The organism is Bosea sp. 29B, from assembly GCF_902506165.1.
In the GTDB taxonomy this organism is placed as follows: Bacteria; Pseudomonadota; Alphaproteobacteria; order Rhizobiales; family Beijerinckiaceae; genus Allobosea.
Genome location: NZ_LR733817.1, coordinates 3,730,463 through 3,750,642, shown reverse-complemented (window position 1 = coordinate 3,750,642; position 20,180 = coordinate 3,730,463). Strand labels below are relative to the sequence as shown.

18 protein-coding genes are annotated in these 20,180 nt (G+C 66.1%); 9 read left to right on the top strand and 9 right to left on the bottom strand.

Features of this window, described 5'->3' with window-relative positions:
- Positions 1-2: 2 nt before the first annotated feature.
- Positions 3-1,187 (bottom strand): MalY/PatB family protein, encoded by a 1,185-nt coding sequence (locus GV161_RS18150; protein ID WP_152017008.1) that lies wholly within the window; start codon positions 1,185-1,187, stop codon positions 3-5.
- 150 nt (positions 1,188-1,337) lie between these two features.
- Here GV161_RS18150 and GV161_RS18145 point away from each other — a divergent pair, with 150 nt between their 5' ends.
- Complete coding sequence (locus GV161_RS18145) at positions 1,338-1,808, top strand: hypothetical protein (RefSeq protein ID WP_152017007.1); 471 nt, start codon at positions 1,338-1,340, stop codon at positions 1,806-1,808.
- Here GV161_RS18145 and GV161_RS18140 read toward each other — a convergent pair.
- The 3 genes from GV161_RS18140 to GV161_RS18130 form a co-directional block, all read right to left on the bottom strand.
- The gene (locus tag GV161_RS18140; RefSeq protein WP_152017006.1) at positions 1,792-2,883 is read right to left on the bottom strand and encodes an AAA family ATPase; all 1,092 of its coding nucleotides are present in this window, start codon (positions 2,881-2,883) and stop codon (positions 1,792-1,794) included. The genes GV161_RS18145 and GV161_RS18140 overlap by 17 nt on opposite strands.
- Positions 2,884-2,950: 67 nt before the next feature.
- Complete coding sequence (locus GV161_RS18135) at positions 2,951-4,627, bottom strand: methyl-accepting chemotaxis protein (RefSeq protein ID WP_244624302.1); 1,677 nt, start codon at positions 4,625-4,627, stop codon at positions 2,951-2,953.
- A gap of 142 nt (positions 4,628-4,769) precedes the next feature.
- Complete coding sequence (locus GV161_RS18130) at positions 4,770-5,354, bottom strand: GNAT family N-acetyltransferase (protein WP_152017004.1); 585 nt, start codon at positions 5,352-5,354, stop codon at positions 4,770-4,772.
- A 92-nt stretch (positions 5,355-5,446) separates the two neighbouring features.
- Here GV161_RS18130 and GV161_RS18125 point away from each other — a divergent pair, with 92 nt between their 5' ends.
- Positions 5,447-6,064: a LysE family translocator gene (locus GV161_RS18125; RefSeq protein WP_152017003.1), complete on the top strand. Its 618-nt coding sequence runs from the start codon at positions 5,447-5,449 to the stop codon at positions 6,062-6,064.
- Positions 6,065-6,068: 4 nt separating this feature from the next.
- On the opposite strand, the gene GV161_RS18120 is transcribed toward GV161_RS18125, so the two are convergent.
- Both GV161_RS18120 and GV161_RS18115 read right to left on the bottom strand, forming a co-directional pair.
- Complete coding sequence (locus GV161_RS18120; RefSeq protein WP_152017002.1) at positions 6,069-6,764, bottom strand: SDR family oxidoreductase; 696 nt, start codon at positions 6,762-6,764, stop codon at positions 6,069-6,071.
- Between the two features lie 147 nt (positions 6,765-6,911).
- The gene (locus GV161_RS18115) at positions 6,912-10,511 is read right to left on the bottom strand and encodes a hydantoinase B/oxoprolinase family protein (protein ID WP_152017001.1); all 3,600 of its coding nucleotides are present in this window, start codon (positions 10,509-10,511) and stop codon (positions 6,912-6,914) included.
- A 233-nt stretch (positions 10,512-10,744) separates the two neighbouring features.
- On the opposite strand from GV161_RS18115, the gene GV161_RS18110 reads away from it, so the two are divergent.
- From GV161_RS18110 to GV161_RS18090, 5 genes are all read left to right on the top strand, one after another.
- Positions 10,745-11,293, top strand: coding sequence for a TRAP transporter small permease (locus GV161_RS18110; protein ID WP_152017000.1), 549 nt, complete (start codon positions 10,745-10,747; stop codon positions 11,291-11,293).
- Positions 11,293-12,597 (top strand): TRAP transporter large permease subunit, encoded by a 1,305-nt coding sequence (locus GV161_RS18105; RefSeq protein ID WP_152016999.1) that lies wholly within the window; start codon positions 11,293-11,295, stop codon positions 12,595-12,597. The genes GV161_RS18110 and GV161_RS18105 overlap by 1 nt, the downstream gene beginning before the upstream one ends.
- 34 nt (positions 12,598-12,631) lie before the next feature.
- Entirely contained in the window at positions 12,632-13,618 is a 987-nt protein-coding gene (locus GV161_RS18100) for a TRAP transporter substrate-binding protein (RefSeq protein ID WP_152016998.1), read from the top strand.
- A gap of 273 nt (positions 13,619-13,891) precedes the next feature.
- Entirely contained in the window at positions 13,892-14,410 is a 519-nt protein-coding gene (locus GV161_RS18095) for a winged helix DNA-binding protein (protein ID WP_152016997.1), read from the top strand.
- Positions 14,411-14,431: 21 nt separating this feature from the next.
- A complete protein-coding gene (locus tag GV161_RS18090; RefSeq protein ID WP_152016996.1) occupies positions 14,432-14,758 on the top strand; it encodes a hypothetical protein in 327 nt (108 codons plus the stop codon).
- A gap of 7 nt (positions 14,759-14,765) precedes the next feature.
- Here GV161_RS18090 and GV161_RS18085 read toward each other — a convergent pair whose 3' ends face one another.
- Complete coding sequence (locus tag GV161_RS18085) at positions 14,766-16,439, bottom strand: acyl-CoA dehydrogenase family protein (RefSeq protein ID WP_152016995.1); 1,674 nt, start codon at positions 16,437-16,439, stop codon at positions 14,766-14,768.
- Between the two features lie 231 nt (positions 16,440-16,670).
- Here GV161_RS18085 and GV161_RS18080 point away from each other — a divergent pair, with 231 nt between their 5' ends.
- Together GV161_RS18080 and GV161_RS18075 are read left to right on the top strand one after the other, a co-directional pair.
- Positions 16,671-17,939, top strand: coding sequence for a cell wall hydrolase (locus tag GV161_RS18080; protein ID WP_152016994.1), 1,269 nt, complete (start codon positions 16,671-16,673; stop codon positions 17,937-17,939).
- Between the two features lie 477 nt (positions 17,940-18,416).
- On the top strand, positions 18,417-18,608 hold the full coding sequence (locus tag GV161_RS18075; RefSeq protein ID WP_152016993.1) for a hypothetical protein: 192 nt from the start codon (positions 18,417-18,419) through the stop codon (positions 18,606-18,608).
- A gap of 88 nt (positions 18,609-18,696) precedes the next feature.
- On the opposite strand, the gene GV161_RS18070 is transcribed toward GV161_RS18075, so the two are convergent.
- Both GV161_RS18070 and GV161_RS18065 read right to left on the bottom strand, forming a co-directional pair.
- Positions 18,697-18,978 (bottom strand): hypothetical protein, encoded by a 282-nt coding sequence (locus GV161_RS18070; RefSeq protein WP_152016992.1) that lies wholly within the window; start codon positions 18,976-18,978, stop codon positions 18,697-18,699.
- Between the two features lie 182 nt (positions 18,979-19,160).
- Positions 19,161-20,126 (bottom strand): MBL fold metallo-hydrolase, encoded by a 966-nt coding sequence (locus tag GV161_RS18065; RefSeq protein WP_152016991.1) that lies wholly within the window; start codon positions 20,124-20,126, stop codon positions 19,161-19,163.
- Positions 20,127-20,180: the final 54 nt, after the last annotated feature.

Genomic DNA, 20,180 nt, shown 5'->3' with positions numbered 1-20,180 from the left:
GCTCACTGAAGGTCGGCAAAGGCCTGCTTCAGGCGCTCTGCCGCCTCGACCACGACGGCGCGCTGGGTGGCGAGATTGAAGCGCAGGAAATTGTCGCCGCCGGCGCCGAAGCTGTTGCCGTGGTTGACCGCGATCTTCGCCTGCTTCTCGACGCGGGCGATGAAGTCCTTCGGCTCCATGCCGGTGCCGGAAAAATCGACCCAAGCAAGGTAGGTCGCCTCCAACGGCATCGAGCGCAGGCCGGGAATGGCGTTGATGGCCGCGTCGAAGATCCGGCGGTTGCCATCGAGATAGGCGGCGAGCGCATCGACCCAGGCGGCGCCCTCCTTGCTGTAGGCCGCCGTCGACATCTCCATGCCGAATGAGTTCGGGGATATGCCGAGCGCGTTCATCCGGGCGCCGAACGGGGCGCGCAGTTTCTCGTCGGGGATGATGACGTTGCCGACATGAGCGCCGGCGATGTTGAAGGTCTTGGTCGTCGCCGTCATCATCACCAGACGATCGATGATCTCCGGTGCGGCAAGCGGCATGACCGTGTGCTTGTAGCCGGGCATGACCAGGTCATGGTGGATCTCGTCCGAGACCAGGATCAGGTCGTGGCGGACGCAGAAATCGGCGATCTGGCGGAGTTCATCACGGCTCCAGACCCGCCCGCCGGGATTATGCGGCGAGCACAGGACCAGCATCTTCTCCTTGCCGGTCATCTGCGCATCCCAGGCAGGGATGTCGAGGACATAGCGGCCGGCCTCCTGCGCAAGCCGGCATTCGACGACCTCGCGGCCAGCCGACTTAATGACGCGGGCGAAGGCGTGATAGACCGGCGTCATCAGCACGACGCCGTCGCCCGGCCTGGTATAGGCGTCGACGCAGAGCGCCGTTCCGTTGACCAGCCCATGGGTGGTGAAGATCGCCTCCGGCTCGACCGTCCAGCCATGGCGCTCCTGCATCCACCAACGGATCGCGTCGCTGTTCGTCTTCTCGTGGCCGAAATAGCCATAGATGCCATGGCCGGCCATCGCCTCGATCGCAGCCTGGACGCAGGCCGGCGGGCGGAAATCCATGTCGGCGACCCACATGGCGATGCCCTCGGAAGCGGGCACGCCGTAGATCGCCTCCATCTTGTCCCATTTGGCGCAGTTGCTGCCGCGGCGGTCGATGTGCAAGTCAAAGGTCGAAGCTGCGATCATCTCAGGTTCCGATGCATTGCCGGGCCAGCACAGGATCATCGCATACCAAGAAAATTCTTCTCCGCCAGCAGCGTTTCACGCAATTCCAATCTACCGTGGCGGTCTGGCGCGGGCTCGTCGCAACGCCCCGAAGCCTGCTATAGGCCGCTCATGAGCCTTCCGGCGCCCCTGATCGAGACCCTCGGTTCCGTCGCTGCGATCATGAAGACGGCGCGCGATCCCTGGTGGATCATCGCCAGCGCCGCCGCAGCTCTGCATGGCGCCAAGCCCATCATCGTCGCCGATGTCGATGTCCTGCTCAGTGTCGAGGATATCGGCCGCATCCTGCCGCAGCTGGGGATCGGGCCCTATCCGGCACCGCCGAACCCGCTGTTCCGCTCGGATGTCCTGGCCAAATGGCCGGCGCCGCCGATGCCCGTCGACCTGATGGCCGGCTTCGAGCACCGCGTCGGCAATGCCTGGCATCCGGTCCAGCCGATGACGCGTCAGACGGTCATGATCGGCATGGCAACCGTCTACGTCCCCGAGCGGGGCGAGCTCCGGCGCATCATCGAGGGCTTCGGGCGCCCCAAGGACCTCGAACGCGCCCGCCTGCTGGCAGAACTTACATCACCACCGTGATCGTCTCGGCCGCGCGGGTCAGGCCGGTATAGAGCCAGCGCGCCCGGTGCTCGCGGAAGGCGAAGGCCTCGTCGAACATGACGATGTTGTCCCATTGCGAGCCCTGCGCCTTATGCACGGTCAGCGCGTAGCCGAAGGTGAACTCGTCGGTGTGGCGGCGCAGTTCCCAGGGCACCTCGTCCTCGGTGCCGTCGAAGAAATTCGGCATGACGGAGACCTTGACCGGCTTGCCGCCGGTATCGTCCTCCGGCGTCACTCGCATCGTGATAAGGCCCTTCTTGGAGGTCTTCAGCTCCTGCACGATCCAAGCGCCGCCGTTGAGCAGGCCCTTGCTCTTGTCGTTGCGCAGGCAGACCAGCTTTTCGCCGACCGCCGGCACATTGGCGGTATGGCCCATCAGCTGGCGCATGCGGGCATTATAGAGCCGGCGCGTCTTGTTGAGGCCAACCAGCACCTGGTCGGCCGAGAGCACTAGCTCCGGCGTGATCTCGGCGCGCCGGATGATCCGGCTGGCGCCATATTCGCCGACCTCGAGCCGGCCCCCTTCGCGCACGATCATCGACATGCGCACGATCGGGTTGTCGGCCGCCTGGCGATGGACCTCGGTCAGCATGATATCGGGCTCGGCCTCGGTGAAGAAGCCGCCGCCCTTGACTGGCGGCAGCTGGGCGGGATCGCCCAGCACCAGCACCGGCGTGCCGAAGGAGAGCAGGTCGCGCCCGAGCTCCTCGTCGACCATAGAGCATTCGTCGATGATGATCAGCTTGGCCTTGGCGGCGGTGCTCTCGCGGTTGAGCACGAAGGTCGGGCTCTCCTCGTCGACGCCGCGCGAGCGGTAGATCAGCGAATGGATGGTCTGCGCGCCCTCGCAGCCCTTGTTGCGCAGGACCAGCGCCGCCTTGCCGGTGAAGGCGGCGAAGACGACGGTGCCGTCAACGCCCTCGGCGATATGGCGAGCGAGCGTGGTCTTGCCGGTGCCGGCATAGCCGAACAGGCGGAAGAGCTGCGGCGAGCCGACCTTCAGCCAATCGGCCACGGCGGCGAGCGCCGCGTCCTGCTGCGGCGACCAGCTCATGGGGTGATGCGGATGCTGTTGGGCATGGCGCACAAGGCCGCGAGTCGGGCGGCCAAGGCAAGCCGGTTCAGGCGGCGCGCAGCCGCCGGGCGAATTCGTCGGCCTCCGCCTGCAGGGCCGAGATGCGCTCATCGAGCTGGCGGGCGCCGCTCGCGCCCTGCTCGGCATGGACCGTGGTCTGGACACCGGCGCCGGCGATCGTCGTCACCGCGGCCGCCGCCTGTCCGGTGACCACCGAGATGCGTGCGATGGTCTCGCCAAGCCCCTGCAGCAGGCCGGTATGCGAGGCGACCATGGTCGAGATCTCGGTGCTCGCCTGCTCGACCGCGCCGGCCCGGCTGGCGATGCCCGTGATCGCCTGCGCGGCTTGCGACAGAGCGACGTCCACGGCCGCGATCCGGGCCGATATCTGCGCCGTAGCACCTGCGGTCTGCGTCGCCAGAGCCTTGACCTCGCTGGCGACAATGGCGAAGCCGCGGCCATGCGCACCGGCGCGGGCCGCCTCGATGGTGGCGTTGAGAGCGAGCAGGTTGGTCTGGCGTGCGATCGCCTCGATCAGCTGGACGACGTCGCGGATCTTGCCGGCGTTCTCCGTCAGCCGGCCAACAAGGCCGACCGTCCCCGCTGCATCGCGGGTCGCGAGGCTCGCGGTCTCGGACACCCGCCGGACCTCGCGATTAATCTGCTCGACGACCTCCTCCAGCCGCACCGCGGCGTCGGCGATGCGCTCGGCTTCGTCGCCGGCTCCGGCGACGGCCTGGGCCGCTGCGTTGCCGCTGTGCGAGATCTGGCCCGCGCGGAGGGCGGATGAAGCGAGCGCGGCGCGCAATCCCTCGCTCAACCGGCCGATATCGGCGAGGAGACGGCCGATGCGCGCCTCGAACTCCTGGGCGATCCTGTGCAACTCCTCCGTCCGGTGCTGCCGGTGCTGCTGGGCCAGATCGGCCTCGGCATCGCGGGTGACGAGCGTGGCGCGGACCTCGCTCAGCGTGCGCACCGTCCGGGCGAGCTGGCCGATCTCGTCGCGCCGCTTGCCATAGGGCACTTCGACAGCCCCATCCGAGGAGGAGACCTTCGCTATGGTCTCCATCAGCACGCGCAGGGGCCGCGTCAGATAGGTCCGCAGCAGCAGGATCGCGATCAGGCCGCCGGCCAGCGGCAGACCGGCGGCGATCAGGATCACGCGCAGCCTGACCTCTTGCGCCAGAGCGCCGGCACGGCTGGCTGCGAGGCCGGCCTGACGATCAAGGTCGTCGCGCAGCCGCGCCGTCGCCACGATGATCTGGCGGACGTTCTCGCGCGCCTCGGCAGCTGAGGCTTCGATCAGTGCCGCCTTCGGTGAGATGCGCCGGCCGATGTCGACGATGTCGCGTTGAAAGGCGATGAACGTCTTGATGCGAGGATCGAGCGCGGCGTTGCCCTGCCGTTGGGCGGCAGGCAGCGACGACATCAGGTTGGCGCGGGCGGCATCGACCAGCTCGACCGCTTCATCGAGCTGGTCGAGCGCGGTCGCGACCGCCCCCGGCTCCGTCGCATCGTCGAAGCGGCTGAGGAGCGAAGCCTGCGCGACGCGGCTCGATAACAACGACGCCTTGTTGGCGAGCTGCTGTCCGGCGAAGGCCTCGCGATCGATGCCATGGACAGAATCGAGACCGCTGACCGCGCTCGCCAAACCGAGCGCAGCCGCGATCCCGAAGATCGCAAACAGGACAGTGATCTTGGCAGTAAGCCCGAACGGCCGCATCGTCTTCACCGCTTCGTCAGCGGGCAGAGCTTTCGCAAATGCGAGACAAACAGATCCTTAACGGAGCCAGCTAAGTATCTTAAAAATATAAAATATTTGGCTTGACACCTACCCTTTCGGCACCCTTGCGAAGACGCTCCCGCTACAGGACGAAGCGCATCAGCGGTCGACCCGGCTTCTGCCTGGCAACCTCGACGAAGCCGGCGCGCTGGAACACGCTCTGCGGCCCGACATAGAGGCCCTCGGCGCTGCGCTTATCCGCATTGTCCATCGGCGCAGCCTCGACCAGACACGCGCCGCTGGCCCGGGCCAAATCCAGACCGCCGGCGAGCAGCGCCGCCGTGACACCCTTGCCGCGATCCCCCCTGCGAACGAAGAAGCAGGAAGCCGCCCAGTTGCGCTCGTCCTCAGCGGGTGCATCCGGCAGCGGCGTCGAGGCCCGGCGCGGATTATTCCATTCGGGCACATGCGCCCGCGGGCCGATCTGCAGCCAGCCTACAGGAACCTCGCCGGCGAAAGCGAGCACGCCCGGCGGCGGCCCCTTGTTCACGCGCTCCTCGAAACGTTGCCGCGCACCCTCGCCGAGCAGCGGCTTGCGCAGTTTCAGCGGCATGCGGAAATGGTTGCACCAGCAGCCATAGCAGGGCCCCTGCGGGCCGAAGAGATCCTCCAGCGCCGGCCAATGCTCCGGCGTCAGCGGGACGACCTGAAAATCCGTCTTCTGCACGCGCGCTCCCCTCTCTCGACAGGCCGGCGCAAACAGGAGAGGAATGACGCGCCGTCTTCAAGGCGGCCGCCAAGCCTCGGGAGGCTTCCTCCATGTCACTCGAACTCTTCGCCGCCTATCTCGTCGCCTGCCTGGTGATCATCATCGTGCCCGGCCCGACGGTGACGCTGATCATCGCCAACAGCCTGAGGCATGGTAGCCGCGCCGGGCTTCTCAATATGGCAGGAACGCAGGCCGGGCTCGCGATCATGATCGCGATCGTCGGCATCGGCTTGAGCTCGGTGATCGCGGCGATGGGCCACTGGTTCGACTGGGTCAAGCTCGCCGGCGCCGCCTATCTGATCTGGCTGGGCTGGAAGATGTATCGCAGTGCCGGGGCGGCCACCGAGGGCATGATCGAGGCGCGCCCGCCGCGCGGCGGCTTCTTCCTGCAGGGCTTGCTGGTCGCGCTGAGCAATCCGAAGACGCTGGTCTTCTTCGGGGCCTTCTTCCCGCAGTTCCTCGATCCAGCCCGTGACCACGCCACCCAGATCGCGATCATGGGCGCGACCACGATGCTGTTCGCCGCGCTCAGCGACGGCGCCTACGCGATCCTCTCCGGCCGCGCCGGCCGCTTCCTCTCGCAGCGGCGCGTCCGACTGATGTCCAAGGTCAGCGGCGGCTTCCTGATCGGCGGCGGGCTCTGGCTCGCCTCGACCCGCGGCAGCTGATCCCCTACCAAGGGATCTCTTCGCCCTTCCAATTGCGGAAGCTGTTGGTCTGAGCCATGCCGGAAGCGTCGATCGTGGCGATCAGCCCGGCGGCGCTTTCCGTCGGCGGAATATCGGCGCCACCGCCGCCCATGTCGGTACGGACCCAGCCGGGATGGAAGAGCAGCACCGCGACCTCGCTGCCGCGCACCGCATTGCCGAAGCCGACCATCGCCATGTTCACCGCAGCCTTCGAGGAGCGATAGGCGATGGCGCCGGAGGGATTGCTGCCGATCGAGCCCATGCGGCTCGATATCGTCACGATCTTGCGGCCGGAACCCGCCTCGATATTGGGCAGGAAGGCTTGTGCCACCCGTAAGGGGGCATAGACATTGACCTCGAAGACCTCGCGCCAGGCCTTGAAGTCCATGTCGAGCGCCGATTGCCGGTCACGCGGGCCGTAGACGCCGGCATTGTTGACGAGCACGTCGATCGGCCGGCCATCGAGCGCCTGCTTGGCTGCGGCGACGCTCTTGTCGGAGGTCACGTCGAGCTCGAGCGGAGTCAGCGTCCCGGCCTGCCCGCCGGCGACCTCCGCCAAGGCCCCGCCCCAGGGATCGCGCGCTGCGGCGACGACATGGTCGCCCCGCCGCAGCAATTCCATCGTCAAAGCCAGGCCGATGCCGCGATTGGCACCGGTGATCATCCAGGTCTGGGGCATGGTCGGTCTCCGTCTCCAGAGCCGGATCCGATCAGGTTGAAACAACCTGATCGGTGAATCCGTCTCTAACTTTTAGATTGAGACCGTTTTACCGATCAGCTTGCGATGCAAGCTGATCGGACCGGGCTCAAAGACCAGACCTAAGCCTCAGCCCTTGCGCTTTCCATAGCCGCCGGCGGTCGGCGTGATCACGGTCACCGCTTCGCCGGCCTGCAGCAGGGTCTGGTCTGATGGCTTCAGCTCCTCGATCTCTCCGGAAAGCCGCCGGACCAGCGTCCGGCCGAGCTCGCCGGGCTCGCCGCCCTTCATGCCGAAGGGGCGGACCTTGCGGTGCGAGGCGAGGATGGCGCAGTCCATCGTCTTGAGGAAGCGGATGGTGCGGCTGGTGCCGTCGCCGGCGTTCCATTCGCCCTTGCCGCCCGAACCGGCGCGGATGTGGAAATCCTCCAGCACGACCGGGAAACGCGTCTCCAAGATCTCCGGATCGGTCAGGCGCGAATTGGTCATGTGGACGTGCACGCCCGAGGTGCCGTTGAAGCCCGGCCCAGCCGGCGAGCCCGAGCAGATCGTCTCGTAATACTGGTACTGGTCGTTGCCGAAGGTCAGGTTGTTCATCGTGCCCTGTGAGGACGACATCGCCTCCAGCGCGCCGAACAGCGTGTTGGTCACGGCCTGGCTGACCTCGACATTCCCTGCGACGACGGCGGCCGGATAACGCGGCGCCAGCATCGAGCCCTCCGGCACGATCACCTTGATCGGGCGCAGGCAGCCGGCATTCATCGGGATCGCATCGTCGACCATGACTCGGAAAACGTAGAGCACGGCAGCGCGTGTCACAGGTGCCGGCGCGTTGAAGTTGTCCTCACGCTGCGGCGAGGTACCGGTGAAGTCGACGGTGGCCTCACGCCTCTCGCGGTCGATGGTGATCTTCACCTTGATCGCGCAGCCCTGGTCCATCGGATAGGTGAACTCGGAGTCGTGCAGGCGGGTCAGCAGGCGCGCGACACTCTCGGCGGCATTGTCCTGGACATGGCCCATATAGGCCTGGACCACATCGAGGCCGAAGGAGCGGATCATCTTGCGCAGCTCCGCCACGCCCTTCTCGTTGGCTGCGATCTGCGCCTTCAGATCGTTGACGTTCTGGACAACGTTGCGCACCGGCCAGCGCGCGCCGGTCAGGAGCTTGACCAGCCCCTCCTCGCAGAAGCGGCCCTGATCGACGATCTTGAAGTTGTCGATATAGACGCCTTCTTCCTCGATATTGGTCGCGAGCGGCGACATCGAGCCCGGCGCTGTGCCGCCGACATCGGCGTGGTGGCCGCGGCTCGCCACCCAGAACAGAATGTTCTTGTCTTCGTTATCGAAGACCGGAGTGCAGACCGTGATGTCGGGCAGATGCGTGCCGCCATTATAGGGAGCGTTGAGGCAATAGACGTCGCCCGGACGGATCACCGGATTGTTCGAGATCACCGTCTCGACCGAACGGTCCATCGAGCCGAGATGCACCGGCATGTGCGGCGCGTTCGCGACCAGCGCGCCGGTCTGGTCGAAGACGGCGCAGGAGAAGTCCAGGCGCTCCTTGATGTTCACGGAATAGGCGGTGTTCTGCAGCGTCACGCCCATCTGCTCGGCGATCGACATGAACAGGTTGTTGAAGATCTCGAGCATGACCGGATCGGCCTTGGTGCCGATCGCGGCGTTCTGGACCAGCGCCTTGCTGCGGGTGAGGACGAGATGGTCCTTGGCGGTCAGCCTGGCGGTCCAGCCGTCCTCGACCACAACGGTCTGGTTCGGTTCGATCACGATGGCCGGACCAGCGACCCCCTGCCCCCGCGCCATCGCCTCACGCCGGACGATCGCAGCCTCGTGCCATTGCCCCTTCGAGAAGAAGCGGGTGCGCTCGGCAACCTCTGGCTCGCCGGCGCTCTCGGCTGCCGCGGCCTCCTCGAACCGGGCGCCGCCGCCGACAGCCTCGACCTCGACGGCCTCGACAACCAGTGCCTTGGTCTCGTCCATGAAGCCGAAGCGCGCCTTGTGCGCTGCCTGGAAGGCGTCCTGCATCTCGGCGCGGCTGCCGAAGGGCGTCGCGATCGCGGTATCGGTGCCGGCATAGCGGATATGGGCGCGGACATGGATGGCGATGTCGCCTTCCGGCACGCCCTGCCCGGCGACCTCGCCCTTCGCTTCAGCGCCGAGTCTGTCGGACAGCATACCAATCGCAGCCTTGGCATCGGCGTCGAGCGGCACGTCGAGCGCCGCGGTGCGGGTGGCGCGGATCTCGGCGAGGCCCATGCCATAGGCCGAGAGCAGGCCGGAGAACGGGTGCAGCAGCACGGTCTTGATGCCGAGCGCATCGGCGACGAGGCAGGCATGCTGGCCGCCGGCGCCGCCGAAGGAGTTCAGCGCATAGCGGGTGATATCGTAACCGCGCTGGACCGAGATCTTCTTGATCGCCTCGGCCATGTTGGCGACAGCGATCTGGACAAAGCCGTCGGCGACCTCCTCCGGGGAACGGCCATCGCCGACCTCGCTAGCGAGCGTCGCGAACTTCTCGCGCACCGTCGCGACATCGAGCGGCTGGTCCTGGCCGGGGCCGAAGATCGGCGGGAAATAAGACGGGATCAGCTTGCCGACCATGACGTTCGCATCGGTCACCGCGAGCGGGCCGCCGCGACGATAGGCGGCCGGGCCCGGATTGGCGCCAGCCGAGTCGGGGCCGACGCGGAAACGCGAGCCATCGAAATGCAGGATCGAGCCGCCACCTGCAGCAACGGTGTGGATCAGCATCATCGGGGCACGCATGCGCACGCCGGCGACCTCGGTCTCGAAGGCGCGCTCATACTCGCCGTCGAAATGGGCGACGTCGGTCGAGGTACCGCCCATGTCGAAGCCGATGACCTTGTCGAAGCCAGCCGAGCGGCCGGTCTCGGCGAGGCCGACGACGCCGCCGGCCGGGCCCGACAGGATCGCATCCTTGCCCTGGAACAGCTCGGCGGCGGTGAGACCACCCGAGGACATCATGAACATCAGCCGCGCGCCGGTGCGGGCGATGTCGAGCTCTTCGGAGACCTGCGCGACGTAGCGGGCGAGGATCGGCGAGAGATAGGCATCGACCACGGCAGTGTCGCCGCGCCCGACCAGCTTGATCAGCGGCGAGACCTCATGGCTGACCGAGACCTGCGGGAAGCCGATCTCGCGAGCGACCTTGGCGGCAAGCTGCTCATGCGCCGAATAGCGGTAGCCGTGCATGAAGGCGATCGCGACGGCGCGGAAACCGGCATCATATTGCGCCTGCAAGGCAGCACGGATCGCGGCTTCGTCGGCGACCTTCTCGACCGAGCCGTCGGCGAGGACGCGTTCATCGACCTCGACCACAGCGTCATAGAGCTGCTCGGGCTTGATGATCTCCTTGGCGAAGATGTCGGGCCGGGCCTGGTAGCCGATGCGCAGCGCATCGCGGAAACCCTTGGTCGTGACGAGCAAAGTGCGGTCGCCCTTGCGCTCCAGCAGCGCATTGGTCGCGACCGTCGTGCCCATGCGGACTTCGCCGACCGTGCCGGCCGGAATCAGCTCGCCCCGTTTCAAGCCGAGATGATCGCGGATGCCCTGGACGGCGGCGTCACGATAGGCGCCGGGATTCTCGGAGAGCAGCTTGCGGGCATATAATTTGCCTGCGGGATCACGGCCGATCACGTCGGTGAAGGTGCCGCCACGGTCGATCCAGAAATCCCAACGGCTCGCGGTCATCTGATCCCCCGATTATTGGCCATAGCGGCTCTTTGACGTTTCATCGATAAATCGTCGATGAAACGTTGACAAGCTCATTTCGCCGATTAGGATCGACGTCAGTGATCGGGACATGGCTGAGGGGCCGGACCGATCTTAGGGGAGGCTTTCATGACAGGACCGGTCCTGGCAACCGTTGCTTTGCGCATGGCCGAGCGGCCCGGCGCGGCGACGCATCGTCGCGAGGCGCGCGCATGATCCGCCGCTCCCTCGACGCCCTCTATTTGTTCGCCGGCTGGCTCTCGGGCATCAGCCTCGTCGCCATCTTCGTGCTGATGATGTTCATGTCGATCGGCCGCGAGATCAATTTCAACATTCCTTCCGGCGACGACTTCGCCTCCTGGGCGCTGGTGGCGATGGCGTTTTTTGGCCTCGCCCATACTTTCAAGCGCGGCGAGATGATCCGTGTCGGCCTGCTGATCGAGCGGCTGCACGGCAGGAGCCGGCAGGTCGCCGAGCTGATGTCGCTCACGGTCGCTGCCGCCTTCATCGGCTATTTCACCTGGCAGACCGGGCGTCTCGCGCATGATTCCTGGCGCTTCAACGACATGTCGACCGGCGTCGTCTCGGTGCCGCTCTGGATTCCGCAGCTTGCGATGGTGATCGGCCTCGGCATCCTGCTGATCGCGCTGATCGACGAATGGATCATAGTGGCGCGCGGCGGACGGCCGACCTACCAGCCCGAGCCACCTAAGACCGTCGAGGAACTGGTCGAGCGCGTCGCACAGGGTGGAGGCGTCTGATGTCCCTGCCCGAACTCTCGCTCGTCCTGCTGCTCTTCCTCGTCTTCGTCCTGGCGAGCGGCGTCTGGATCGCCGTCGGCCTCGGCCTGGTCGGCCTGATGGCGATGACCCTCGTCACCAATGTCCCGATCGGCCAGGTGCTGGCGACGACGGTCTGGAGCGCGACCGCCTCCTGGACGCTCGCTGCCCTGCCGCTCTTCATCTGGATGGGCGAGATCCTGTTCAGGACGCGATTGTCCGAGCAGATGTTCCAGGGCCTGTCGCCCTGGCTGCAATGGCTGCCCGGTCGGCTGATCCACACCAATATCGTCGGCTGCGGTATCTTCGCGGCTGTCTCCGGCTCGTCGGCCGCGACCGTCGCGACGATCGGCAAGATCGCCCTGCCCGAGCTGAAGAAGCGCGGTTATCACGAAGATCTGAGCCTCGGCACGCTCGCTGGCTCCGGTACGCTCGGCCTCCTGATCCCGCCATCGATCCCGATGGTGGTCTATGCGGTCACCGCCAACGTCTCGGTGCTGCAGGTCTTCCTCGGCGGCTTCCTGCCCGGCCTGCTCGTGATGGCGCTCTACATGGGCTACGTCATCGTCTGGTCGCTGCTCAACCCCGACAAGACGCCGCCGCGAGACCCTGTCTTGCCGCTGGCCGAGAAGCTGCGCCAATCAGCCAAGCTCGCGCCCTGCCTGCTGCTGATCGCGGGGGTCTTCCTGTCGCTCATCCTCGGCTTCGCCACCGCGACCGAATGCGCCGCCTTTGGCGTCACCGGCGCGCTGCTGCTCGCCTGGTGGAGCGGTACCCTGACCTGGCCGACGCTGCTCGAAAGCATCATGAGCGCGACGCGCCTCACCTGCATGATCATGCTGATCCTGGCGGGCGCGGCCTTCTGCACGGCGGCGATGGGCTTCACCGGCATCCCGGCGGCGCTGGCGCAATGGGTCAAGGGCATGGACCTCTCGCCACACATGCTCGTGCTGGCGTTGACCGCGATGTACATCCTGCTCGGCTGCCTGATCGACGGCATCTCGATGATCGTGCTGACCGCGGTGATCGTGCTGCCGATGATCCGCGAGGCCGGCTTCGACCCGGTCTGGTTTGGCGTCTACCTCGTCGTCCTGGTCGAAATGGCGCAGATCACGCCGCCGGTCGGCTTCAACCTGTTCGTGCTGCAGAACATGAGCGGCAAGGACACCTGGACAGTTGCGAGAGCGGCCTTTCCGTTCTTCATTCTGCTCAACGTCGCCGTGTTCATCATCACGGCGTTCCCGCAGATCGTGCTCTATTTGCCAAAGCTCGCCTTCCCAGATTGAGTTCAAGACCAAGCAAAAGAGAGAGGGACAACGCATGTTCAACCGCAGAACCGCCATCGCCGCCTTCGCTTTGGGTTGCAGCGCCTTCGCGCTCGCCGCCCCGGCCTCCGCCCAGACCAAATGGAACCTGCCGGCCGCCTATCCGTCCGACAATCCGCATTCGGAAAACCTCGTCCTCTTCGCCAAGGACGTCGAGACCGCGACATCAGGCAAGCTGCAGATCACCGTCCATCCCGGCGCGGCCCTGTTCAAGGCACCGGAGATCAAGCGCGCGGTCGCCAGCGGCCAGGCCCAGATGGGCGAGGTGCTGATTTCGCTGCACGAGAACGAGGACCCGGTCTTCGGCATCGACGTCGTGCCGTTCCTGGCGACCTCGTTCGCCGACTCGATGAAGCTCTACAAGGCCTCGAAGGCGGCGGTCGAGAAGAAGCTCGAGAGCCAGGGTGTGAAGCTGCTGTTCATGGTCCCGTGGGCGCCGCAGGGCGTCTACACCAAGAAGGAACTCAACACGATCGACGACATGAAGGGCCTGAAGTGGCGCGCCTACAATGTCGGCACGGCCCGCCTCGGCGAGTTGCTCGGCATGCAGGCGGTGACCATCCAGGCGGCGGAGCTGCCGCAGGCGCTGGCGACCGGCGTGGTCAACTCCTTCATGTCCTCGGGCGGCACCGGCTACGACTCGAAGGCCTGGGAGACGCTGACGCATTTCTACGACGTCCAGGCCTGGATCCCGAAGGACGCGACTTTCGTCAACAAGGCCGCCTTCGACGCGCTCGACAAGCCGACGCAGGAGGCGATCCTGAAGGCCGCCGCGACGGCCGAAGCGCGCGGCTGGAAGATGTGGGAAGAGAAGACCAACTGGTATCTCGACCAGCTCAAGGCCAAGGGCATGAAGGTCCAGGCTCCGTCGGCCGCGCTCGCCGCAGGCTTCAAGAAGGCAGGCGAGACCCTGACCGCCGACTGGCTGAAGAAGGCCGGCGCCGACGGCCAGGCGATCGTGGACGCCTACAAGAAGATGTGAGGCAGCCCAGGACGAGGGCGGCGTGAACCCTTCTCCCACCAATCTCGGGCTTGCCCGAGATTGGCACTCTAGGTGGTGCATGTCGGAAACATCCGACATGCACGGGGGAGAATGTGGCAGCGCGAAGCGCTGACGGATGAGGGAAGGACGGGCCACAACCTGCCCAACTCTCACCCGGCCGCACCGCCCTCATCCGTCTGCTGCGCAGACACCTTCTCCCCCGAGGGGAGAAGGAAGCCGCTCACCTCCCGCCCCCTTCCGGCAAGAGACAGCATGCACCCCTCCGACGACCTCGGCCCGATCGTCTCCTCCGGCCATCTCGCCTCCGGCGCGATGCCGGCGCTGTCGGAGTTCGAGTTCGCCCTGACGATGACCGTCAATGCTTTCCATCGCTGGATGCTACGCGGCATGACCGCTGCCGGCATTCCCGAGCTGACGCCGATGGACGTGCTCGTCCTGCACAACGTCAACCATCGCGGCAAGGCCAAGCGCCTCGCCGACATCTGCCTGGTCCTCAATATCGAGGACACGCATCTGGTGAACTATGCGCTGAAGAAGCTCGAGCGCCTGAAGCTCCTGAAGAGCGGGCGCAAGGGCAAGGAGAAGACCGTCGCCATCACCCCCGCGGGCGAGGAAGCCTGCAAGCGCTACGCCCAGATCCGCGAGCAGATCCTGGTGAAATCGGTTCTGGCGACCGGGATCGACCCGGCCCGGCTGTCGGAAATCGCCGCCGCGATGCGCTCGCTGTCAGGCCAGTACGATCAGGCGGCGCGGGCGGCAGCGAGCCTCTAGAAGCGCGAGGGCTACGGCATGATGCGGAGGATACTGACTTACGCGTCGGCGTCCGGCGACATCCTTGTTCCAATCACCGTAGAGACTCCGCTCCAAGGCGAGCACGACTGGTCCTGCGCCTACGAGATCGGCTGGCCGGATGCCCCCCGCCGCGGCTTCGGCTACGGCATCGATGCAACGCAGGCGATGTTGCTGGCGTTGAAGGCGGCCGGAACCGACCTCTACACCAGCGATTATCACCGTTCCGGCCGGCTCAGATGGATCGAACCCGGCGACGGTTACGGCTACCCGGTGCCGAAAAACATCCGGGAACTTCTCGTCGGAAACGACGCCGAATACGACGGCTAAATTCCTCTCACCCCTCGACCAGTCTCCGCGCGATCACCTGCGCCTGGATCTCGGCCGCCCCCTCGAAGATGTTGAGGATGCGGGCGTCGCAGAGCACGCGGCTGACCGGATATTCCAGCGCAAAGCCGTTGCCGCCATGGATCTGCAGCGCGTTGTCGGCCGCCGCCCAGGCGACGCGGGCGCCCAAAAGCTTGGCCATGCCGGCTTCGAGGTCGCAGCGCCGGTCGGCGTCCTTCTCGCGAGCGGCGAAATAGGTGAGCTGGCGGGCGATGACGAGCTCGGCCGCCATCATGGCGAGCTTGTCGGCAACGCGGGGGAAGGCGATCAGCGGCTTGCCGAACTGGATGCGCTCCTGGGCATAGCGCAGGCCAAGATCGAAGGCGCATTGCGCGACGCCGAGCGCGCGCGCCGCGGTCTGGATGCGGGCGGCCTCGAAGGTCTGCATCAGCTGCTTGAAACCCTGGCCCTCGACGCCGCCGAGCAGGTTCTCTCCCTTGACCTCGAAACCGTCGAAGGCGAGCTCGTATTCCTTCATGCCGCGATAGCCGAGGACTTCGATCTCGCCGCCGGTCAGGCCCGCGACCGGGAACGGCTCGGCGTCGGTGCCGCGCGGCTTCTGCGCGATCAGCATGGAGAGGCCGCGATAGCCCGGCGCGTCCGGATCGGTGCGGACCAGCAGCGTCATGATGTCGGCGCGGACCGGATGGGTGATCCAGGTCTTGTTGCCATAGACCTTCCAGCTGTCACCGTCCTTCACCGCCTTGGTGCGCAGCGAAGCGAGGTCGGAACCGGTATTGGGCTCGGTGAAGACCGCGGTCGGCAGGATTTCGCCGGAGGCGATCTTCGGCAGCCAATAGGCTTTCTGCTCGTCGGTGCCGCCGTTCAGGATCAGTTCGGCAGCGATCTCCGAGCGGGTGCCGAGCGAGCCGACGCCGATATAGCCACGCGAGAGCTCCTCGGAGACGACGCACATCGAGACCTTGCTGAGGCCCATGCCGCCGAATTCCTCGGGGATGGTCAGGCCGAAGACGCCGAGCTCGGCCATCTGCTCGACCACCGGCATCGGGATGTATTCGTTCTGCAGGTGCCATTCATGGGCATGCGGCGTGACCTGCTGCTCGCAGAACCGGCGCATCTCCGTGCGGATCGCTTCCAATGTCTCGTCGAGGCCGGGATCGCCGACGCTGGCGAGGCCCTGGCTCTGGCTGAACAAGGCGACGAAGCGGGCGCGGTTCTCCGGTGTGTTGCCCTCGGCGATCAGCTGCTCGGCTGCGTCCGAGCAGGCGGCGGCAACGGCCTTTGCCGAAAGCCCGAGCGTCGGCAGGCGGACGATCTCACCCTGGCTCATCGGGATGCCGCCGAAGATCTGGGCGGCGTATTCGCCGGCGCCGATCCGGATCGCGTAATCCTCGATCGCGCCGTAGCGATCCTCGGCCTGCAGGCGCTCGCCGTAGGCCTTGAGCTCGCGCAGGCCCGTCACATAGGTGGCGAGCCAGGAAAGGCCGTGGGCGGCGTGCTGCTCCTGCTCCAGCTTGGCCGAGGAGATGCGGCCCTCGACCAGCACCTTCTGCCTGACCGCAGCCACTGCCTCTTCCAGCAGAGCCTCGAAACCGGGCAAGGCGGCGGCGATCAGCGCGACGGCATTGGCTTCGGAATCGGCCTTGAGGACGGCAGCATTCATGTCTCTCTCCCTTTGTTGCGGCGCAGCATACGGGACAAATCCCCGATCGGGAAAGCTGTCTTTTGGCGGAGAGCCGCCGATGCGAGCGGACGGCCGTTAACCGCCTTTCAACCCTGACAAGGGATTATCCAACTGTCGCGAATTTGCATCATCGGATTCGCGGCCACTCGTCTTTCGTCTTCTTGGTGTGAGGGCCTGGGTCAGTTGCGTCTGCGTCGGCGATCGAAGCGAATGGGCTGGCAGAAGCTGCGCTGGGCGCTGGCGACCGTCGCTCCCTGGGCGCTTTCGGCCGGCATGCTGGTCTCCTTCACCGCCTCGGCCGGGCAGAAACCCGATGTCCTCGGCCCGCCGGGCTCGCTGATCCCCCGCACCGCGCCCGGTGCGCTCTCGGAACTCGCGGAGGGCCCGTCCCTACTGGTCGCTGCCAGCGCCTTCCGTATGCCGGAGCGCGCCTATGCCAGGTTGATCCAGCCGGCACGCCTCTCCTTCGAGACACCCGAGCGGACCTTCGCGATCGATCCGCGCCAGCCGCGCGAGGACATGAAGCGCACCGCCAGCGCCTTCCCGCAGGTCGACCGCAGCAGCAAGGGCGATCCGATCGTGCCCCTGCGTCCGACGCTGACCCGCAACGGCCCGCCCGGCGAGCTCGAACAGGTCGTTTTCGGCGACACCCAGCCCGGGCTGATCTCGGGCGGCTTTTCGCTCGAAGCGCAGGAAAGCCCGGAGGAGCCGCCGCTCGGCTTCGAACCGTTCCTGCGCGATGAAGGCGTCACTGACCCCGCCCTGTCGGATTCCTCACCGACGGCGGTTCCGAAGAGCCTCGGCTCGCCGCGCCATGGCGAACTCTCTCCGGAAAACCTCGACGGCTCGACGCCATCCGTCTCCACAGCGCTCGGTCAGTCCTCCAACACGCCGACGGCCACCGGCCTCGCCGGAGCGGCCTCCGCCACACCGATGCAGATGGCGCCCGTCGCTGCCGAGCCGAAATCGCGTAGCCGCATCGCCAAGTCGGAGCGTGGCACGACCACGGACCTGCGCACCGTCGATCCCAGCGAGAAGCAGATCTACACCAGCCTGATCGCGCCCGAGAACATGGCCAAGGAGCAGCGCTGCCTGGCCGAGGCCGTCTATTTCGAGGCGCGCTCGGAAGGCGAGCAGGGCCGCGCCGCGGTGGCGCAGGTGGTTCTCAACCGGGTCAAGAGCGGGCTCTACCCGAACACGGTCTGCGGCGCGGTCTACCAGAACGCCAGCCGCCACCTCGCCTGCCAGTTCACCTTCGCCTGCGAGGGCAAGTCGCTGCGCATCACCGAGCCCGGCCCCTGGCGCGACGCCGTCCGCATCGCCCGCGAGGTCTATGACGGCACGACCTATCTGGCGGAAGTCGGCGCCTCCACCCACTACCACGCCGACTATGTCCGGCCGTACTGGGCGCGGAAGCTGAAGAAGATGGACACGATCGGCCGGCACGTCTTCTACAAGCTGCGACCGGGGCAGACATAGTCAACGCGTTGTCCAACTGTCCGACACGGCAATCATTGACTATCATCCTGAGTGCTCAAGCGCACTCATTCATCTGATATCGACGATCTCCAAGCGACACGCGCGGAGTCTATTTGCTTGATCGACCGGGTGTCTTTTCTCCGCGAGAGCCTTATATCGATTCGGCGCTCTTCGCAGATTTCAACAGAAATTATGATTAATATTCGTGGACCGTTGCTTCTTGGCTCCGCCATTAACGCTGCCAATAACATGCTGTGGCACTTTACCGATCAACTAGTAAGGTGACTTCAAAGACGACGAACAGCTGCGTCACAGCAGATCGAGGCGTTTTTGATTTCGGCCTGTGCATCCAAAAGCCTGCTTGGACAGTAAACTGTCTCAAGCTGTTCAGGCTCGCGTGAGCACTCCCGCGATAGAAGCGTTTTCGGTTCTGACGGCCGCAAGCTGCAGGGTGATCTGGTGTGTTGGAGCGCCGCCATGGACCACGACAGAGTTCGGCAGGCTCAGGCCCTGCGCGTGAAAGCGTTGATGTGCCGCCGCTGGGCCGATACCGCCCGGGACAGCGAGGGTGCAGCCCGCCTGGCCGCCATGGCGAGCGCCTATGAAGGGCAAGCGGACGCATTCGAACAGGAAGCCGCGACGCCCGGCTGCGCACAGCGGGGACGATAGGCGCCGGCGACGCTCGTCAGGGCCGTATCGTGGCGCCCTCAGTGCTCTCACTGGCGGGGCTCGAGCCCAGCTCGATCACCCCGAGCGCCTATTCGCCGTAGAGCGCCGAGTGCCGCGCCGCAGCGAGGCGATCGACGTTGTCTTTGGCGACGGCGTCGGGGTTGTAGAGCCAGCAGATCGACTCGCCCTCGTTCATCATCCGGCCCTGCGCCAGCTCGGCGCCGGCATAGCCGGCCTCGCGCAGGTCGCGCTTCAGCCGGCGGACGTCCCATCTGATCGCGGCATAGCCGAAAGCATCGTTGTCGAGGACAAAGCCGTCCTCCTTGATCCGCAGGAGGGCGTTCGTGATGTCTTGCGCTGAGTATGTCATGGCCTGTTCTGGGCTGTGATGCTCTTCCTCTAGCCCGCGCCCCATTGGCCAACTGATACGGATTTAGCTCGCATTTTAGCGGATCGTCGATTTCTAGCTGCGTCGGGGCCGGCTCCACTCCCCGCAAGAGCACGAGGCCAGGACTGATCCCGGCCTCGCTGATATTCCTGAGACAACGCCCTCTAGTCCTGGAAGGCCCAGGCGGCCGGCAGCCAGCGATACTGGCCTTGATCGGCGACGACGCGGCCGAGCCCTGGGAAGGGCATATGCGTCGCGGCGATCAGAGCGCCCTCGCCCACAGCGCGCTGGAAGAAGCGGGTGCGCATCGCCTGCGCTGCCGGGCGGTCCTGCTCGAACAGGAAATTCACGTCGAGCCCCGCCGGATGGACCACCGGGAAGAGCATGTCGCCGGCCATGATCAGGCTCTGGCCGGCATCGGCGATGCGCACGCCGATATGGCCCGGAGTGTGGCCGGCAAGGTCGACGATCGAGACGCCGGGTATGATCTCCCGCTCACCGTCGATGGCCTGCAGCTTGGGATAGAGGCGTGCGACCTCGCCGGAGAGCTTGATGCCGTTCTGGAGATAGGACGGCGAGGCCGAGCGGGTCGCCGGGTCGGTCCAGTGCGCGAGCTCGCGCCGATCGACATAGATCTCGGCCTTGGCGAAATTGGCCTGATCCCCGGAGACGAGGCCGCCGATATGGTCCTGGTGCATGTGGGTGACGATCACGGCGTCGATCCTGCCGCGGTCGAGGCCGAGTGCGGCTAAGCCCGCCGGCAGCTTCCCAGACTGGCCGATGGTGCCGCCCGGGCCGGCATCGATCAGGATACGATTGCTGCCGTCCTCGATCAGGTACTGGTTGAACATCATCCTGACGCCGCCGGGCCGGGCCGAGAACTGCGCCTTCGCCAGGGCCTCGACCTCGGCGGCGGAGCGGCCGGGGAAGTATTCATAGGGCATGTCGACATAGCCGTCGCTCAGCGCCGTCACCTTGAAGCGGCCGATCCTGAGCTGCGCCAAGGGCGGCGGCAGCGCGCGCTCGGCCGTTGCCGGCGCCTGTGCCAGGCCGGCCGCGGGCAAGCCAGCGCCCGCTGCCGCCAGGGCCGGGAGGCCGAGCGAAAATCCCCTGCGTGAAAGACCGGTCATCGTGAACTCCTGGGCTCGTCAGAGCGCGAGGCGCCACGAGCGGCGCCTTCATGG

Coding starts and splice junctions, on each gene's coding strand:
- GV161_RS18150 (WP_152017008.1), bottom strand. CDS start 1,187: ATGATCGCAGCTTCGACCTTTGACTTGCACATCGACCGCCGCGGCAGC.
- GV161_RS18075 (WP_152016993.1), top strand. CDS start 18,417: ATGGACCACGACAGAGTTCGGCAGGCTCAGGCCCTGCGCGTGAAAGCG.
- GV161_RS18085 (WP_152016995.1), bottom strand. CDS start 16,439: ATGAATGCTGCCGTCCTCAAGGCCGATTCCGAAGCCAATGCCGTCGCG.
- GV161_RS18100 (WP_152016998.1), top strand. CDS start 12,632: ATGTTCAACCGCAGAACCGCCATCGCCGCCTTCGCTTTGGGTTGCAGC.
- GV161_RS18120 (WP_152017002.1), bottom strand. CDS start 6,764: ATGCCCCAGACCTGGATGATCACCGGTGCCAATCGCGGCATCGGCCTG.
- GV161_RS18115 (WP_152017001.1), bottom strand. CDS start 10,511: ATGACCGCGAGCCGTTGGGATTTCTGGATCGACCGTGGCGGCACCTTC.
- GV161_RS18070 (WP_152016992.1), bottom strand. CDS start 18,978: ATGACATACTCAGCGCAAGACATCACGAACGCCCTCCTGCGGATCAAG.
- GV161_RS18065 (WP_152016991.1), bottom strand. CDS start 20,126: ATGACCGGTCTTTCACGCAGGGGATTTTCGCTCGGCCTCCCGGCCCTG.
- GV161_RS18140 (WP_152017006.1), bottom strand. CDS start 2,883: ATGAGCTGGTCGCCGCAGCAGGACGCGGCGCTCGCCGCCGTGGCCGAT.
- GV161_RS18135 (WP_244624302.1), bottom strand. CDS start 4,627: ATGCGGCCGTTCGGGCTTACTGCCAAGATCACTGTCCTGTTTGCGATC.
- GV161_RS18080 (WP_152016994.1), top strand. CDS start 16,671: ATGGGCTGGCAGAAGCTGCGCTGGGCGCTGGCGACCGTCGCTCCCTGG.
- GV161_RS18090 (WP_152016996.1), top strand. CDS start 14,432: ATGCGGAGGATACTGACTTACGCGTCGGCGTCCGGCGACATCCTTGTT.
- GV161_RS18125 (WP_152017003.1), top strand. CDS start 5,447: ATGTCACTCGAACTCTTCGCCGCCTATCTCGTCGCCTGCCTGGTGATC.
- GV161_RS18105 (WP_152016999.1), top strand. CDS start 11,293: ATGTCCCTGCCCGAACTCTCGCTCGTCCTGCTGCTCTTCCTCGTCTTC.
- GV161_RS18095 (WP_152016997.1), top strand. CDS start 13,892: ATGCACCCCTCCGACGACCTCGGCCCGATCGTCTCCTCCGGCCATCTC.
- GV161_RS18145 (WP_152017007.1), top strand. CDS start 1,338: ATGAGCCTTCCGGCGCCCCTGATCGAGACCCTCGGTTCCGTCGCTGCG.
- GV161_RS18110 (WP_152017000.1), top strand. CDS start 10,745: ATGATCCGCCGCTCCCTCGACGCCCTCTATTTGTTCGCCGGCTGGCTC.